This is a genomic window from [Mycobacterium] fortunisiensis, assembly GCF_019050325.1.
Taxonomy (GTDB): Bacteria; Actinomycetota; Actinomycetes; order Mycobacteriales; family Mycobacteriaceae; genus Mycobacterium; species Mycobacterium fortunisiensis.
In genome coordinates, this window is record NZ_VOMB01000002.1 from 38,241 (window position 1) to 54,065 (window position 15,825).

Genomic DNA, 15,825 nt, shown 5'->3' on the forward strand with positions numbered 1-15,825 from the left:
GGATCGCGCCATGAGTTCCCAGCGAGTAGCGGAGCGGATCGCGCATGAGTGACGACAAGATGCTGGTGCGGATCGCCGCATTGCTGCGTCAGGCCGAGGGCACCGACAACACCCACGAGGCCGAGGCGTTCATGGCCGCCGCCCAACGGCTGGCCACCGCCACGTCGATCGACCTGGCGCGGGCCCGCGCGCATTCGGCCGAACGGACCAGGGCGCAGATGCCGGTGCAACGCACCATCACCATCGGTGCGGCCGGCACCAAGGGCCTGCGCACCTACGTGCAGCTGTTCGTGGTGATCGGGCAGGCCAACGACGTGAAATGCGATGTGGCGTCGAACTCGACGTTCGTTTACGCCTACGGGTTCGCCGAGGACATCGATGCCACCCACGCGCTCTACACCAGCCTGCTGCTGCAGATGGTCAAGGCGTCGCAGGCCTACATCGCCTCGGGTGCGCACCGACCCACCCCGACGATCACCGCCCGGCTCAACTTCCAGCTGGCCTTCGGTGCCCGCATCGGTCAACGGCTGATCCAGGCCCGCGAGGAAGCCCAGCGCGAGGTCGATGAGGCGGACCAGCCCGGTACCGCAATCGCACTGCGGGACAAGGATATCGAGTTGCGCAGCTTCTACCGCGAAGCCTCACAGGCGCGCGGGACGTGGCGGGCGACCAACGCCACGGCGGGTTATTCGTCGGCCGCCCGGCGGGCCGGGGACCGGGCCGGCCGCCATGCGCGGCTCGGGACCGACCCGGAGATCTCCGGCGCGCGCGGCGCCCTGGAGCGATGAGCAGCCGGGACACCCAGCGCGCCAAGGTGTATGCCGCCGAGCAGTTCGTGCGCACCATGTTCGACCGTGCCGCCCAACACAGTTCACGGGCCATCGATTTCTTCGGCACCTCGCTGACCTTGCCGCCGGAGGCGAAGTTCGGGTCGGTCGAGGCGGTGCAGCGCTACGTCGACGAGGTGCTCGCCCGGGTGGGTGGCGCCGCGGTCGCGGTGCGGGCCCGTCGGGGAGTGACCGCGGCGCATTACCAGTCGACCGACGGCAGGGCCGTCATCGCCGTGCCCGAGCGGACCAGTTGGGCACTGCGAGAGTTGGTGGTGCTGCACGAGCTGGCGCATCACCTGAGCCCGGAGGGTCCGGCGCACGGCCCGGGCTTCGTGGCCACCTACTGCGAACTGTGCGAGACCATCATGGGTCCGGAAGTGGGACTGGTGCTGCGCATGGTCTATGCGAAAGAAGGCGTGGTCTGACGGCGGCCCCGTCTAGCCTGAGCCATGTGACCGAACCCCGTGATGTCGACGCCATGTTCACCGACGTGCTGCACACCGAGGACGATGCGTTACGCGCGGCGCGGGCCTCGGCGCAGGCCGCTGACATGCCCGCGATCGAGGTGTCGGCCCAACACGGAAAGCTGTTGTCGCTGTTGGCCACCATCTCCGGTGCGCGCAGTGTGCTGGAGATCGGCACGCTGGCCGGCTACAGCACCATCAACCTGGCCCGCGGGGTGGGTCCGGACGGCAGCGTCGTCACGCTCGAATACGAGCCACGGCATGCCGAGGTGGCCCGGGCCAATCTGCAGCGGGCCGGTGTCGCCGACCGCGTCGAGATCATCGTCGGCCCGGCCCTGGACACCCTGCCGCACCTGGCCGAGCGCGGTTGGGGCTACACGCAGGCCTTCGACCTCATCTTCATCGACGCCGACAAGGAGAACAACGTCGGCTACGTCGAGTGGGCCGTCAAACTCGGACGTGCGGGGTCGATCATCGTGGTGGACAACGTGACCCGGATGGGCCGGGTGTTGCACCCCGCCGCCGACGATGCGCAGGCGCAGGCCGTGCGCGACATGCTGGAGATGATGGGCGACGACCCACGCCTGGACACGGCGGCCATCCAGACCGTGGGGACCAAGGGCTGGGATGGCTTCGCCGTGGCGCTGATCAGGTGAGCGAGTCCTGCGGTTGCCGCTGGACCGGCTTGGGCCACGGTTCCGGCTTCGGCCGCTGCCGGACCATCTGCGGCCACCAGAACCACTTGCCCAGCAGCGCCGCGATCGACGGGGTCATGAAGGCCCGGATCACCAGGGTGTCGAACAGCAGGCCCAGGCCGATCGTGGTGCCCACCTGACCGATCACGGCCAGCTCGCTGACCGCCATCGACATCATGGTGAACGCGAACACCAGGCCGGCGGCCGTCACCACCGAACCACTGCCACCCATCGCGCGGATGATGCCGGTATTGAGCCCGGCATGGATCTCCTCTTTGAGCCGGGAGACCAGTAGCAGGTTGTAGTCCGCGCCGACGGCCAACAGGATGATCACCGACATCGCCAGCACCATCCAGTGCAACTCCAGCCCGATCAGGTGCTGCCAGATCAGCACCGACAGGCCGAACGCGCTGCCGAGGGAGACCACCACTGTGCCGACGATGACCGCGGCGGCCACCACACTGCGCGTGATGATCAGCATGATGATGAAAATCAGGCAGAGCGAGGCGATTCCGGCGATCAGCAGGTCGTAGTTGGCGCCTTCCTGCATGTCCTTGAAGGTGGCCGCGGTACCGCCGAGGTAGATCTTGGAACCCTCCAGCGGGGTGCCCTTGATCGCCTCCTTGGCGGCGTTCTTGATCGGATCGATGTGCGAGATGCCCTCGGGGCTCATCGGATCGCCCTCATGGCTGATGATGAACCGCACCGCGTGCCCGTCCGGCGACAGGAACATCTTCATGCCGCGCTTGAAGTCGGGGTTCTCGAAGGTCTCCGGCGGCAGGTAGAACGAGTCGTCGTTCTTGGCCTTGTCGAAGGCCTGGCCCATGGCGGTGGAGTTGTCCTGCATCGCTGCCATCTGATCCTGCATGCCGCCCTGGGTGGCCTGCATGGTCAGCATCATGGTCTTCATCGACTTCATCGTCGTGATCATCGGCTGCATGTTCGCGATCATCACCGGGATGAGTGCGTTCATCTGATCCATGTCGGGCACGATCTGCTCGAAATCGGCTGTCATGGTGTCGATCCCGTCCAGGGTGTCGAACACCGAACGCATGGCCCAGCACATCGGGATGTCGAAGCAGTGCGGTTCCCAGTACAGATAGTTGCGGATCGGGCGGAAGAAGTCGTCGAAGTCCGAGATGTTGTCGCGGAGTTCCTTGACGTCGTCGACCATGCCGTGCATCTTGCCGACCATGCTGTTCATGACTTCGCGCATCTGTTCCATCAGCGCGATCATCCGGTCCATCGTGTCGATGGTGACCTGCATGTCGTCGGCCTGCTTGAGCATGTCGTCCATGCGGTCCTGCATGTACTTCTGATTCATGGTCTGCGTGGTGCCCTGCATGCTGATCTGGAACGGGATCGAGGTGTGCTCGATCGGCGTTCCCTGCGGGCGGGTGATGGCCTGCACCCGAGAAATGCCGGGCACCTGGAAGATTCGCTTGGCGATCCGCTCGATCACCAGGAAGTCCGCGGAGTTGCGCAGGTCGTGATCGCTTTCGATCAGCAGCAGTTCCGGGTTCATCCGGGCTGGGGAGAAGTGCCGGTCGGCCGCGGCGTAACCACTGTTGGCCGGCAGATCGGCCGGCATGTAGTCGCGGTCGTTGTAGTTGGTCCGGTAGCCGGGCAGGGTCAGCAGACCGACCAGCGAGATGGCGATGGTGGCGATCAGGATCGGGCCGGGCCAACGCACCACGGCCGCACCGATTTTGCGCCAGCCGCGGGTCCGCGAAGCGCGCTTGGGCTCCAGGGTCTTGCCGAACCTGCTGGCGATGGTGATGATGGCCGGCCCGATGGTCAGGGCGGCGGCCACCACCGTCACCATGCCGATCGCCAGTGGGATGCCCAGCGATTGGAAGTACGGCAGCCGGGTGAAGTGCAGGCACAAGGTGGCGCCGGCGATGGTCAGGCCCGAGCCCAGCACCACATGGGCGGTGCCGTGGAACATGGTGTAGTAGGCCTGTTCTCGATCCTCGCCGACACTTCTGGCCTCTTGATATCGGCCGATCAGGAAGATGGCGTAGTCGGTGGCCGCGGCGATGGCCAGCGTCACCAACAGGTTGGTGGCGAACGTGGACAGGCCGATGATGTTGTAGTAGCCCAAAAACGCGATCATGCCGCGGGCCGCCGACAGGGACAGCACCACCATGACCAGGGTGAGGATCACCGTGATGATCGAGCGGTAGACCATCAGCAGCATGATGATGATGACCGTGAAGGTCAGCGCCTCGATCATGCGCATGCTGCGGTCACCGGCGATGTTCTGATCGGCCGACAGCGCGGCCGGCCCGGTGACGTAGGCCTTCAGGCCTTCGGGCGCCTGGACACTGTTGACGATGTTCTGGACGGCCTCGACCGATTCGTTGGCCAGCGCCTCGCCCTGGTTACCCGCGGTGTAGACCTGCACGTAGGAGGACAGGCCGTCGGAGCTCTGGGCGCCGGAGGCGGTCAGCGGATCGCCCCAGAAATCCTGGACGTGCTCGATGTGCTTCTTGTCGGCTTCGAGCTTGTCGACGATCTCGTCGTAGTACTTGTGCGCGTCGTCACCGAGGGGATGGTCGGCTTCGAGCACGACCATTACCGAGCTGTTGGACTTGAACTCCTGAAAGACCTCGCCGACGCGCTTCATCGCGACCATCGACGGCGCCTCGTCCGGCGTCATCGACACCGAGCGCATCTTCCCGACCTCTTCGAGCTGAGGCACGATGACGTTGAGGACGGCGATCAGGGCGACCCAGCCGATGATCAGCGGGATCGACAGCCGCCGGATCCACTTGGCAATGCCGCCATGGTTGTGGTGCTTCGGTCCCGGGGTGACCGGAATCGAGTCCGTCGGGGTGTCGTAGTTGCTCATGCAGATTTCACCAAGCAGAAGGTTTGGGCGTTCACGCCGTTGGAGGTTCTCTCGTCTTTGACTTCGTCATCGACGGTGATGCGGCAGCTGATCGTGTCGCCGTTGCCCTGGGCCACGATGTTGGGGAACACCGACGGCGCGGTCGATTCCAGCCGCAACGTCCACGGCAGGGTCACCCCGTCGATGCGTTGCGGCTGGGCGTCGAGGTCGAGGTAGTTCACGTCGGCGTAGGCACCCGGCTCGCCGTAGATCTCATAGACCACGACCTTGGGGTCGAACGGCTTGGTGTCATCGACCTTGGCGCTGGAGATGCCCGACCCGTCGCCGGTGCCGAAGAACGTGCGCACCCGCATCACCGTGAATCCGCCGACCAGCACCACCGCGGCGATGATCAACGGGATCCAGAACCGTCTCAACAGCTTCATGTTCGCTGGTCGGCCTTTCGGAGGTCAGGTACGCGGTGACGTACGGGCTAGCTGAGAAGCTCCATTGCCACTTCATGATCGTGTCGGCGTCGGCGGTTTCCCGCCAACGTCTTTCTACGTCGAGAACCTCGGCGTCGTCCCCCTCGGCAGCGTCCCCGAAGGGACTGACCGAAATCTCCGAGATCAGCCTGCTGGCCGGCGCGCTGAGCGCGGTGATGTCGGCGACGAGCCGACGCTGCTCGTCCATCGGAATGAAGGGTAGTACGCCTTCCACGCTCCACAGGGTGGGCCGGTGGGCGTCGAATCCGGCCGCAGCCAGGGCCGCAGTCCAGTTGTCGCTGATCCCGGCTGGGACACCGCACACCGCGGTGGTGGGAGTGATGTCGGCCACGGCAGCGGTCTTGACCTCGAGGATTGCCGGATCATCGACCACATACACGGCAGTGTCGGCGGGCCAGTCCAGCTGGTAGGGCCGCGGGTCCAGGTCGGAGGCGAGGAAGACCACCTGCGGTATTCCGGAGCTGACCGAGGTCAGCAGGAAGTGGTCGAGAGGGTGTGTCGGGTGCGCCGTGCACGAGCTGGGCATCACCGCTCCTCCCCGCAGAATTCCTTGCCGGATGTAAAGTAGAACTTATACACTTGGCTAACTGAGAATCAAGTTAGTTGGGCTATTGACGTTGTGATCTAGACCGCGTTCGGTCATGTACAGCGCGATGAAGGGACGGGTGTGGCGAAGGCGGTGTCGCCGCGCGGCTTTGCGCGCGAGCGGGTGCTTGAGGCGGCCCTGAGCTTGTTCGCCGAGCACGGCGTCAAGGGCACGTCGTTGCAGATGATCGCCGATCGGCTCGGCGTCAGCAAGGCAGCCGTCTACTACCAGTTCCATTCCAAGGACGAGATCGCGCTCGCGGTCATCCAACCGGTCTTCGACGACATGATCCGGCTGGTCCGCATTGCGGAGGCGATGTCGACGCCCGAGGCCCGCCGGGAGGCCGCGATCAGCGGCATGGTCGAGATGGCGGTACGGCACCGCCGGGTGAGCGCGGTCTTCCACGGCGACCCGGTCATCGACGGCCTGGTACACAGCCGGGCCGAACTGCAGGACACCATCGAGCGGCTCACCGAGATCCTGCTCGGACCCGAGCCCGACGACGCCGGCCGGATCTGCATGTCGATGCTCGCATCGGGTGTCTACGGCAGCGCCACCGATCCCGCGCTCGCCGATGTCTCCGACGAAGACCTGCACCGCGTGCTGCTGGACTGCGCACAACGGGTGCTGCCCGCCGCGTCCAAGGTGAAGGCCTGACCGCTACCCGCGCAGCGCGGAGGCGAAGATCGCCGGCAGCTTCGCCCAGCCCGGCGCCCCGGCGAAATCGACCAGCAGCCGGCCCGTGGTGGCCGACGTGCGGTTGTTGACGAACCACGGCGGCTTCGGCGACAACGACCACTCGCCCCGCAGGATCGAGCGAGGGGCCGGCCGAAACGGCCCCCGGACCACCGTGCGTTCGGGCCGGTCGAGCAGGAACGCGTTGTGCACCACGCCGGTTCCGCTCTGGATGTCGTTGCGCCGGTGTCCGGGGAAGGCGCCCCAGGTCGCCGTCGGCGTCAGGTAGCCGACGCCGGTCCAGGCATTGATCGCGATGGTGCCGTAGCGCAGCGTCGCGACGAGACGCTCGAATGTGTCCCCGAGGCCCGCGAGGGTGTCCGGGTGGGCGATGATGTTCGCGCCGAGGGTGCCGACGAACTCGTCGTTGGCGACGCGTACCGCCTCGCTCAGAAAGCGTTCACCGGAATCGTCGTCTTCGGTGTCGAGCTCGATCACACCGAGCACCGGGCCGAAATATTCGGTGCGCAGCAGTGCATTCCGGTCGGCCGGATCGACCACGAGAACGCGTGCTCCGTTACTGCCGAGGTGCTGTGCGTCCGGATAGGACGCGTCTGCACCGGAAACCCGGGCATCCGAGCCGGGGTAGTACGCCGCGCGCGGCGGGGCGTCGTCGACCGCTTTGCGCAACGCCGCGACGAACTCCTCGCGCTGGGCCCAATGCTTGGGCAGCACCACCACCTGCGCCGCCACACAGTTGTAGCCGTTGTTGTGCAGCCGTTGGGTGGCCACATGATTGGCCTGGAACTCGATGTCGGACTTGCTCCACTCGCCGGGCAGCACGATCGTCGGCGACACCCCGCCCAGCTCAGCGGTGATCTCCTTGTCCAGCACCGGGTCATCCGCGGCCTTGCGCCGGGCGCCCTCCTCGCCGGTGCCGAACACGATGGCGTCGTACGTCAGGGCGCTGCCGGTCATGTGGACGTGGTCGACAAGCTTGTGCCGCACCAGATATGTACCGACATCGGGTCCACCGGTGAGGATCCGCACCGCCCCCACGGCGAGGAACGGGGCCAGCACCTTGGTGAGCACCGGCAGCAGGGGGTCGGTGATCGGGTTGAGCTTGAGCGCCACCACCCGGTTGTTGGCGAACAGCTCGTAGATGGTGTCCAGTGGGGCGATCGAGAAAATGTTGCCGGCCCCGAGCACGACGCCCACCCCGTGGGTACGGCCCGGATCACGCTGGGTCAGCCCGGCGGACTGGCGGGCCTCGGATCGTTCGATCCCGGGTTGCAGCCACACCTCGGCGCTGAACCCCGACAGCAGCAACCGGTCGAAGACGTTGAGCGGCAACACCTTCACCGTGGTTCGGCCACCGGGAGCGTAGCCGAATCCGACGCCGTCGAGTGGGCTCTTGCCCTCGTCCAGTTTCGCCAACGTCGCCGAGAGCGCGCCGAGCGCGGCTGCCAGCGAGTACGGACCGGACATCCATTCCTCGCCGACCAGCGGTGAAGACGGGTCGAGCTGCTTGATCCCGACAGCCGCCTCGACCCACTCGGCGGCGTGGCGCACCGTGAGGGTGCGCATTTCGTCGAGTAACCCTCGCCGCGCCGCCAAAGACAATGAACCCCAGGTCTTTTCACCCTCAGTGAGTTGTTCGAGGGCTTCGTCGATCTGTGTCTCGTTCATCTCAACTCGCCCTCTTCCGCCCGGCGCCAATGTCTCGTGATGGGGCCCGTCCCGCTCGGCCTTGAGCGAAGCGTACTGCGCGACCGGGGTCGGCTCACTCCTTCACTGGAATCCCCTCGAACGTTCACCAGCGGCAGGCGCCCGGGCCCCAGCCCGAGTCGACGGCGCGGAAGGCCAGCAGGTGACGCTGCCACCACGGCAGCGGCGCGGAGAGGACGGGGTCGGCGATCGCGTCGTCGGTCACGCGCGGCGGCCCGTCGTGCAGATAGGCGATACGGATTCCGTCGATCCCGGCGCCCTGCCAGCCCAGCACCGCCCGTCGCAGCTCCAGCCATGGGATTCGCACCGGGGGATCCTCGGACATCCAGCGGGCCTGGTACGGCAACGCTGTGGTGTCGCCCGCGTGCTCCGGGAACTCCAGTCCCATCACCGCCACGGTGTCGCGCTGATAGCCCGCCACTTCCAGGGCCGTCACGCCGGGCAGCAGGTGATTGGTGGTGCCCTCCTCGGTGCGCAGGTTGCTGAACATCGAGTAGTTCGCCACGGTCTTGAGCCCGAGGTAGGGCGTCAACCCGTTGAGCATCGCCAGCAACGGGACCGCCAGCAGCACCGGGCGCAGGTTCCAGGCCGGTGATCCGATGCCGGCCCGCAGCGCGACCCGGTAACTGCGCAACAGCGCATACATGTACGGCCCGACCGCGACGAACCAGGTGAGCACGAGCAGGGTGTGCCAGGGCAGTCCGACCGGGCTCGTCGGTGAATCGGCGGTGCTGGACACCACGCTCAGCAGCACATGCGCCGCGAACCCGGTGAGTCCGAGCCGTCGCGGAGCGGTTGTGGATCCCGGCCCGGTGAACGCCTCGGTCGGGACCAACAGCACGTAGACCGCGAAGACCACCGTGGCGAAGTCGTAGAACGAGGCCAGGGCCAGGATCGAGTGGAAGGCCACGCCGAGCAGCACACCGTGGTACCGCAGCCGCGGCACCGCCAGCAGAACCAGGATGGCGGCCTCGATCACCACCGTGGCGACGGCGACGAACTGTCCGACAGCCGGGCCCGGGACCACGTCGCCGAGGCCGTTGAGCCAGATCAGCTGGCTCAGCAGTTCGCCGCCGCACGAGGTCGCCGGGGTGAAGTAGTCCGTGTTCAATTTGTCGAACACCGTGAACAGGTACACCACGAGCAAGACCAGGCCGACGGGGCCGCGGCCCGCGTCGAGCCAGCGTTCGGCAAAGCCGGTCCCGCGGCTCCGGACGGCGACTGCCCACAGCGCCGCGGTGCCGAGCGCGAGAGCCACGAGCAAACTCAGCACCAGATGGTTCGCCGCAGCGGGCAGGTTCAGCGCGGCCACCGTCGCGCCGGCCGCGATGACCAGGCCGGCGGCCACCATCGAGCCGGGAAAGATCACCGCAGGCAGGCACGCCGCCAGGACCGGGAGAATGGCGAGCGGTTGGCTGTCGGAGTAGTGGAACACCAACCCCATCGCGAAGAGCGTGCTGAACCAGCCGAGTTGTTCACGCGCACCGGTGGTTTCGTGGTTCCGCGCGTTGCTGCGCCACCGCATTGAGAACACCTTACTGGTTCGGGAAGAGCCGTCTTCTCGGACCGCCGCCACCCGCCCGTTCGCGGCGTAATCTGAGAGGCGATGGATGGGTGCGGCAGGGCCCAAACGCCTTGCCGTGTAACGGAAAGGACAAGAAATGAGTACAGTCCATTCATCAATCGACCAGCACCCGGACATCCTGGCCCTGCGGGCCGGGTATGACCGCGTCGCGGAATCGATGGGCGCCCAGGTCACCTTCGGCCTGACGTTGCTGACGGCGATGTACGTCGCGTTGTCGCCGTGGATCATCGGCTACGACACCTTCGGCAGGCTGACGGTCAACGATCTGATCGTCGGTGGCACGATCGCGTTTCTGTCGATGTGCTTCAGCTTCGCGCTGGACCGCGCGCACGGTATGACCTGGACACTGCCGATCTTCGGTGTGTGGTTGATCATCTCGCCGTGGGTGTTCGTCAGCGGACCGACTGCAGGCATGATCTGGTCGCACGTGATCAGCGGTGCGCTGGTGATGGTGCTGGGCTTCAACGCGATGTACTTCGGGATGCGGGCACGTAATTCCGAAGTGCGCCACGCCTAGCCGGTACCCACCGGCAGGTGACGCCGGTCGACCAGCCGTAGCCCGGCTGGCGAGGGCTTTTGTGCGTTTTCGCAGGATGCGTCAATTTCCACCCGAGCGGCTGTTGCGCGCCATATCCTGGGCAAACGCATGCGGTGACGGGGATAGCGGGTACGAGCTGCTGAGATGAAGCTGGCGGGGCGGGAAGAAGAACTGGCGGCGATCCGTCGTGTCATTGCCGGATCCGGAATTCGCCATGGGGTGCTGATCGTCGGCAACGCCGGGGTGGGCAAGACCCGGCTGGCGCGGGAGGCCATCAGCCACGCCGCCGCCGCGGGACACCGGACGAATTGGTTCGTCGGCACGGAGTCGGCGCGCACGATCCCGCTCGGTGCCTTCACCGGGGCGATCAGCCAGAGCATGTGCGACCCGCTGCCCGACGTGCGGCGGCTCATCGACTCCTTCGTGGCCCAACAGCGGGTGGGCAAGGTGGTCGTGGGCATCGACGATGCCCACCTGCTCGACGCGCTGTCCGCGCACGTGGTGCATCAACTCGCACAGACGCAGGGGGTGCGCCTGGTCGTCACGGCGCGCTCCGGCGGCGCCGAACCCGACGCGGTCACGGCCCTGTGGAAGGACAGCCTGCTCGACCGCATCGACCTCGAACCGTTGTCGGTTGCCGCGGCGACGGCGTTGGTCGAATCAGCGGTGGGCGGGCCGGTCGACGGCCGCAGTGCGCGCCGGTTCTGGAAGCTCACCGGCGGCAACGCGCTGTACCTGCTGCAGTTGGTGAAAGACCAGATCGCCGCCGGCCGGATGCACCAATCTGCCGGGGTGTGGATGTGGGATGGCGACGTGGCCGTATCCCAGAGCATCACCGACATGCTCGGGCGTCGGCTCGGCGAACTGGAGCCCGGCATGGCCCTGGTGCTCGACACGCTCTCACAGTGCGAGCCGTTGCGCGTCGACATCCTGACCGACCTGGTCGAACCCGCCGATCTGGAGGCCGCCGAGCGGATGCATCTGGTCTGCGTCGAACGTGCCGGGCGCGATCTCGTCGCCACCCTGGCCCATCCGCTCTTCGGCGAGTTGCGTCGCGCCACCGCAGGCGAGATGTACCTGTCGAAGATCCGTGGCCGGCTGGCACGGCGATTGGCCGACGAACCCGACCCCGATATGCACGCGACCGTCCGCCGGGCGCTGCTGGCCTTGAACTCCGACCTGGCGCCGGACCCGGAGCTGTACCTGACCGCGGCGCGCTGCGCCGCGGTGCTGCTCGACCCGGATGCCGCCGACCGATTCGCCGCCGCCGCAACCGAATGCGGTGCCCCGGAGGCGGCTCCGATGCGGGCGATGACACTGTTTCTGCTGAGCCGGGGCGAGGAGGCGGAGAGCGTCCTGCGGGAAATCAGTGCCGAGGACCGGCCGGATGCCCACCACTGGTCCACCGTGCGTGCCGCCAACCTGGCCTGGATGCTCGGCCGGCCGCGCGACGCCGCGGAGATATTGGGAACACTGTCTGCGACAAGCGAATCCGAACAGCAGCGGGTGGAACGCCTGGCCATTCAGGCCTGCGTCGATGCGGTATTGGGGCACTGCCAGAGCGCCGAGAAAACCGCCAAGGTGGCGCTGGATTCCGGAGTGTTACCAGATCTGCACGCGATGATGGCCTCGATCGCGTTGATGATGGCGCTCGGGGCCCTCGGCCACGTCGAGGAGATCGACGCCGCCGCCGAACAGGCTCTCACCCGGGCCACCACGTCGTTCGAGTCCTCGCCGATGCGATTCTGGTTCGGCGCGGTGCACGGCCGGGCCTGCCGGCTGACCGGCCGTATCGACGAATGTCAGGCGATGGCAGCGCGATTGGACGAGTCGGCACGGGACATGCCCGGCCTCGTCTACGCCAACCTCGCCCACCTGCTCGGGCACGCCGCACTGATCCGGGCCGATCTCGACGACGCCGTCAAACATCTGCACGAGGCGTATGCCGGCGCCGCGACACATCAGATCACCACCGGCCTGCGGGTGGCCAGCTGTTTCTCACTGGCCGAGGCGCACGCCAAGCTCGGTCAGGCCACCGCGGCCACGGAAGCCCTGGCCTGTGCCGACCAGCACGTGCCCGAGGATTACGTGTTCATGGACACCGCCCGCTCCGTGGCCACCGGTTGGACGCTGGCCGCCGGCGGCGCACTGGCCGAGGCGATCGACGTGGTGCGCGAAGCCGGCCGGGATGCCGCGCGCCGGGGACAGCCGACGCATGAGCTGGCCTGCCTGCAGTCGGCCGCCCAGTGGGGCGATCCCAGTGGGGCGGCCCGGGCCGGTGAACTCGCCGACACGCTCGGGCTGCCGTTGGCCGACGTGGTCGCGCGCCACACCGAAGCGCTGGCCGCCGACGACGGCGCCGGATTGCTCGCCGCCGCGGACGGGTACCGGGGCCTCGGTGACCGCGCGACCGCCACCGACGCGATCGCGCAGGCCGCCGTCGCATTCGGCCGACACGGGCAGGGCAAGCGCAGCGCCTATCTGGCGGCCATGGCCCAGGAGTGTGCCGACGAGTGCGGCGGGCTGTGCACCCCGGCCCTGCGCAACCCGGCCGGTCAGCCGTTGACCCACCGGCAGCGCGAGATCGTCGAGCTCGTGGTGGCGGGGTTGAGCAACAAACAGATCGCCGAGCGCCTGGTGATGTCCGTCCGCAGCGTCGAGGGCCACCTGTACCGGGCCTGCCAGCGGGTGGGGGCCAACACCCGCGAGGAGTTGGCCGCCATCATCCGGCGCGGCCCGAAAGGAGCGCGCTGAACCGCCGGGGGGACTAGGTGCAGACGGCGCCGACGGCGGCCGACTGCACCAGCTTGGTGTACTTGGCCAGCACGCCGGTCTTGTAGCGCGGCGGCAGTGGCTCGAAACCGGCTTTGCGCGCTTCGAACTCGGCCTCGTCGACCAACACGTCCAGCGTGCCGTTGGCCACGTCGAGCCGGATCCGGTCGCCGTCGTGCACGAACGCGATGGGTCCACCGTCGACCGCCTCCGGCGCGATGTGCCCGACGCACAGGCCCGTCGTCCCGCCGGAGAACCGGCCGTCGGTCATCAGCAGTACGTCCTTGCCCAGGCCGGCACCCTTGATCGCGCCGGTGATGGCCAGCATCTCGCGCATGCCCGGACCGCCCTTGGGGCCCTCGTAGCGGATCACCACGACGTCACCGTGGGTGATGGTGCCGTCCTCCAACGCATCGAGTGCGGCCCGCTCACGCTCGAAAACCCTTGCGGTGCCCTCGAACACGTCGGAGTCGAAGCCCGCGGACTTGACCACGGCGCCCTCGGGGGCCAACGAACCGTGCAGGATCGTGATGCCGCCGGTGGGGTGGATCGGGTCGTTCATCGCCCGCAGCACCTTGCCGTCCGGGTCCGGGGGAGCGATGTGGGCCAGGTTCTCGGCCATGGTCTGTCCCGTCACGGTCAGGCAATCGCCGTGCAGCAGACCGGCATCCAACAGTGCGCGCATCACCACCGGCACGCCACCGATCTCGTCGACGTCCTTCATCACGTGGCGGCCAAAGGGTTTCACGTCAGCCAGGTGGGGAACCTTGTTGCCGACGCGGGTGAAGTCGGCCAGCGTCAGGTCGACCTCGGCCTCGCGGGCGATCGCCAGCAGGTGCAGCACCGCGTTGGTAGAGCCGCCGAATGCCATCACCACCGCGATGGCGTTCTCGAAGGCCTCCTTGGTGAGGATGTCGCGGGCGGTGATGCCACGACGCAGCATCTCGACGACGGCCTCACCGGATTTGCGGGCGTACTCGTCGCGGCGCTTGTCGACGGCCACCGGTGAGGCGCTGCCCGGCAGTGACATGCCCAGCGCCTCGGCCGCCGACGCCATGGTGTTGGCGGTGTACATACCGCCGCAGGCACCTTCGCCGGGACAGATCGCGCGCTCGATGATGTCGACGTCTTCGCGCGACATCAGTCCGCGCACACACGCGCCGACGGCCTCGAAGGCGTCGATGATGGTGACTTCCTTCTCGGTGCCGTCGGTGAGCTTGGCGACACCGGGCATGATCGAGCCGTTGTAGAAGAACACGCTCGCGAGGTCCAGTCGGGCGGCGGCCATGAGCATGCCGGGGATCGACTTGTCGCAGCCGGCCAGCAGCACGGTGCCGTCCAGGCGTTCGGCTTGGACCACGGTCTCGACGCTGTCGGCGATCACCTCCCGGCTGACGAGGGAGAAGTGCATACCTTCGTGGCCCATCGAGATGCCGTCGGACACCGAGATGGTGCCGAACTCCAGCGGGTAGCCGCCGGCCTCGTGCACGCCGGCCTTGACGTCCTGGGCCAGCCGCTGGAGCGACATGTTGCACGGCGTGATCTCGTTCCACGACGAGCCCACACCGATCTGCGGCTTCACCCAGTCGTCGTCCCCCATACCTACCGCGCGGAGCATTCCGCGGGCTGCGGCCTTCTCCAGGCCGTCGGTGACGTCGCGACTGCGCGGCTTGATATCGGGAGAATCTGAGGGCATGCATGCAGTATGCCCGTGCCGTTTCTCCCGGCCAAATAGATATACATACCCCGGTGGGGTACCGGTATGCTGGAGCTATGGACGTGTCTGACGGCTCGGGGGCACATGGCTACTCGGCGCAGAAGGAGAACTACGCCAAACGGCTGCGCCGGATCGAGGGCCAGGTCCGCGGCATCGCCAAGATGATCGACGAGGACAAATACTGCATCGACGTCCTCACCCAGATCAGCGCGGTGCACAGTGCGCTGCAGTCCGTGGCGCTCGGCCTGCTCGACGAGCACCTCGGGCACTGCGTCACCCAGGCGGTCTCCGAAGGTGGCGATCAGGCCGAGGCCAAGTTGGCCGAGGCGTCGGCGGCGATTGCCCGTCTGGTCCGCTCCTGAGCACGTCGGCCCGGTGAGCTTCGTCGAGATCTACGTCAGGGCTGTGCCCGCGCGCTCGTGACGACCCTGGTGTCGATTTCGGCGAAGCGACGCCGAGCTAATCGCCCAAGGCCTGCTCGATGCGCTGCACCTTCGCGGTGAGCTGACCGGTATAGCCCGGGCGGATATCGGCCTTGAGCACCAGGCTGACCCGCGGGGACACCGCCGCGACCACATCCACGGCCTGTCTCACCACGGCCATGACCTCATCCCATTCACCTTCGATGTTGGTGAACATGGCATTGGTCTCGTTGTGCAGGCCCGAAGCCCGCACCACCCGCACCGCTTCGGCCACAGCGGTGCTGACACTTCCGGTTTCATCCCCACCGGACGGGCTGATGCTGAAGGCGACGATCACGGAATCGATTGTGCGCTCGCGTGCGTAGGCCTGGGAGTAACCGACGAACTCATGCCTGCTGAAATGCGTCGGGCGGCCAGGGGTAGGGATGGTCCTCATGGCCGTCGTGCAACCATCAGGCATCCTCTCGGTTCGGC

The 15,825-nt window shown here is 67.1% G+C and carries 14 protein-coding genes; 7 read left to right on the forward strand and 7 right to left on the reverse strand.

Annotated features, from left to right (window positions below; translation table 11 throughout):
- Nucleotides 1-44 precede the first annotated feature (44 nt).
- Genes FR943_RS00660 through FR943_RS00670 form a run of 3 tightly spaced genes read left to right on the forward strand, consistent with a single transcriptional unit; the run spans nucleotide 45 to nucleotide 1,950 of the window.
- Nucleotides 45-788: a DUF2786 domain-containing protein gene (locus FR943_RS00660; protein ID WP_217154402.1), complete on the forward strand. Its 744-nt coding sequence runs from the start codon at nucleotides 45-47 to the stop codon at nucleotides 786-788.
- Entirely contained in the window at nucleotides 785-1,255 is a 471-nt protein-coding gene (locus FR943_RS00665; protein WP_217154403.1) for a TIGR04338 family metallohydrolase, read from the forward strand. The genes FR943_RS00660 and FR943_RS00665 overlap by 4 nt, the downstream gene beginning before the upstream one ends.
- 53 nt (nucleotides 1,256-1,308) lie before the next feature.
- Entirely contained in the window at nucleotides 1,309-1,950 is a 642-nt protein-coding gene (locus FR943_RS00670; protein ID WP_217154725.1) for an O-methyltransferase, read from the forward strand.
- Here the strand turns inward: FR943_RS00670 and FR943_RS00675 are convergent.
- From FR943_RS00675 to FR943_RS26250, 3 genes are read right to left on the reverse strand one after another with little or no spacing between them, the layout of a single operon-like run.
- Entirely contained in the window at nucleotides 1,943-4,843 is a 2,901-nt protein-coding gene (locus FR943_RS00675; protein ID WP_217154404.1) for an MMPL/RND family transporter, read from the reverse strand. The genes FR943_RS00670 and FR943_RS00675 overlap by 8 nt on opposite strands.
- Nucleotides 4,840-5,223: an MmpS family transport accessory protein gene (locus FR943_RS00680; protein WP_308170395.1), complete on the reverse strand. Its 384-nt coding sequence runs from the start codon at nucleotides 5,221-5,223 to the stop codon at nucleotides 4,840-4,842. Before FR943_RS00680 ends, FR943_RS00675 begins: the two co-directional genes overlap by 4 nt.
- Entirely contained in the window at nucleotides 5,132-5,854 is a 723-nt protein-coding gene (locus FR943_RS26250; RefSeq protein WP_246584752.1) for an SAM-dependent methyltransferase, read from the reverse strand. Before FR943_RS26250 ends, FR943_RS00680 begins: the two co-directional genes overlap by 92 nt.
- Before the next feature lie 141 nt (nucleotides 5,855-5,995).
- Between FR943_RS26250 and FR943_RS00685 the strand changes: the two genes are divergently transcribed.
- Nucleotides 5,996-6,571, forward strand: a complete 576-nt coding sequence (locus FR943_RS00685) for a TetR/AcrR family transcriptional regulator (RefSeq protein ID WP_217154406.1) — start codon at nucleotides 5,996-5,998, stop codon at nucleotides 6,569-6,571.
- Between the two features lie 3 nt (nucleotides 6,572-6,574).
- On the opposite strand, the gene FR943_RS00690 is transcribed toward FR943_RS00685, so the two are convergent.
- Both FR943_RS00690 and FR943_RS00695 read right to left on the reverse strand, forming a co-directional pair.
- Nucleotides 6,575-8,278, reverse strand: a complete 1,704-nt coding sequence (locus FR943_RS00690; protein WP_217154407.1) for an aldehyde dehydrogenase family protein — start codon at nucleotides 8,276-8,278, stop codon at nucleotides 6,575-6,577.
- 124 nt (nucleotides 8,279-8,402) lie between these two features.
- A complete protein-coding gene (locus FR943_RS00695) occupies nucleotides 8,403-9,842 on the reverse strand; it encodes a hypothetical protein (RefSeq protein ID WP_217154408.1) in 1,440 nt (479 codons plus the stop codon).
- 136 nt (nucleotides 9,843-9,978) lie between these two features.
- On the opposite strand from FR943_RS00695, the gene FR943_RS00700 reads away from it, so the two are divergent.
- Nucleotides 9,979-10,419: an SPW repeat protein gene (locus FR943_RS00700; RefSeq protein ID WP_217154409.1), complete on the forward strand. Its 441-nt coding sequence runs from the start codon at nucleotides 9,979-9,981 to the stop codon at nucleotides 10,417-10,419.
- 165 nt (nucleotides 10,420-10,584) lie between these two features.
- A complete protein-coding gene (locus tag FR943_RS00705) occupies nucleotides 10,585-13,194 on the forward strand; it encodes a LuxR C-terminal-related transcriptional regulator (RefSeq protein WP_217154410.1) in 2,610 nt (869 codons plus the stop codon).
- A gap of 13 nt (nucleotides 13,195-13,207) precedes the next feature.
- Here the strand turns inward: FR943_RS00705 and ilvD are convergent, their stop codons facing one another.
- Nucleotides 13,208-14,908 (reverse strand): dihydroxy-acid dehydratase, encoded by a 1,701-nt coding sequence (ilvD, locus tag FR943_RS00710; protein WP_217154411.1) that lies wholly within the window; start codon nucleotides 14,906-14,908, stop codon nucleotides 13,208-13,210.
- Nucleotides 14,909-14,985: 77 nt separating this feature from the next.
- Here ilvD and ricR point away from each other — a divergent pair, with 77 nt between their 5' ends.
- Nucleotides 14,986-15,291 carry a copper-sensing transcriptional repressor RicR gene (ricR, locus tag FR943_RS00715; RefSeq protein WP_217154412.1) on the forward strand — a complete coding sequence of 102 codons (306 nt, stop codon included), beginning with the start codon at nucleotides 14,986-14,988 and terminating at the stop codon, nucleotides 15,289-15,291.
- Nucleotides 15,292-15,388: 97 nt separating this feature from the next.
- Here the strand turns inward: ricR and FR943_RS00720 are convergent, their stop codons facing one another.
- Nucleotides 15,389-15,688 (reverse strand): thiamine-binding protein, encoded by a 300-nt coding sequence (locus tag FR943_RS00720; protein ID WP_217154726.1) that lies wholly within the window; start codon nucleotides 15,686-15,688, stop codon nucleotides 15,389-15,391.
- Nucleotides 15,689-15,825 lie beyond the last annotated feature (137 nt).

Excerpts from the sequence above, each read along its gene's own strand:
- FR943_RS00705 (WP_217154410.1), top strand. The coding sequence starts at position 10,585 with ATGAAGCTGGCGGGGCGGGAAGAAGAACTGGCGGCGATCCGTCGTGTC.
- FR943_RS00675 (WP_217154404.1), bottom strand. The coding sequence starts at position 4,843 with ATGAGCAACTACGACACCCCGACGGACTCGATTCCGGTCACCCCGGGA.
- FR943_RS00695 (WP_217154408.1), bottom strand. The coding sequence starts at position 9,842 with ATGCGGTGGCGCAGCAACGCGCGGAACCACGAAACCACCGGTGCGCGT.
- FR943_RS00700 (WP_217154409.1), top strand. The coding sequence starts at position 9,979 with ATGAGTACAGTCCATTCATCAATCGACCAGCACCCGGACATCCTGGCC.
- ilvD (WP_217154411.1), bottom strand. The coding sequence starts at position 14,908 with ATGCCCTCAGATTCTCCCGATATCAAGCCGCGCAGTCGCGACGTCACC.
- ricR (WP_217154412.1), top strand. The coding sequence starts at position 14,986 with ATGGACGTGTCTGACGGCTCGGGGGCACATGGCTACTCGGCGCAGAAG.
- FR943_RS26250 (WP_246584752.1), bottom strand. The coding sequence starts at position 5,854 with ATGCCCAGCTCGTGCACGGCGCACCCGACACACCCTCTCGACCACTTC.
- FR943_RS00660 (WP_217154402.1), top strand. The coding sequence starts at position 45 with ATGAGTGACGACAAGATGCTGGTGCGGATCGCCGCATTGCTGCGTCAG.
- FR943_RS00690 (WP_217154407.1), bottom strand. The coding sequence starts at position 8,278 with ATGAACGAGACACAGATCGACGAAGCCCTCGAACAACTCACTGAGGGT.
- FR943_RS00665 (WP_217154403.1), top strand. The coding sequence starts at position 785 with ATGAGCAGCCGGGACACCCAGCGCGCCAAGGTGTATGCCGCCGAGCAG.
- FR943_RS00670 (WP_217154725.1), top strand. The coding sequence starts at position 1,309 with ATGTTCACCGACGTGCTGCACACCGAGGACGATGCGTTACGCGCGGCG.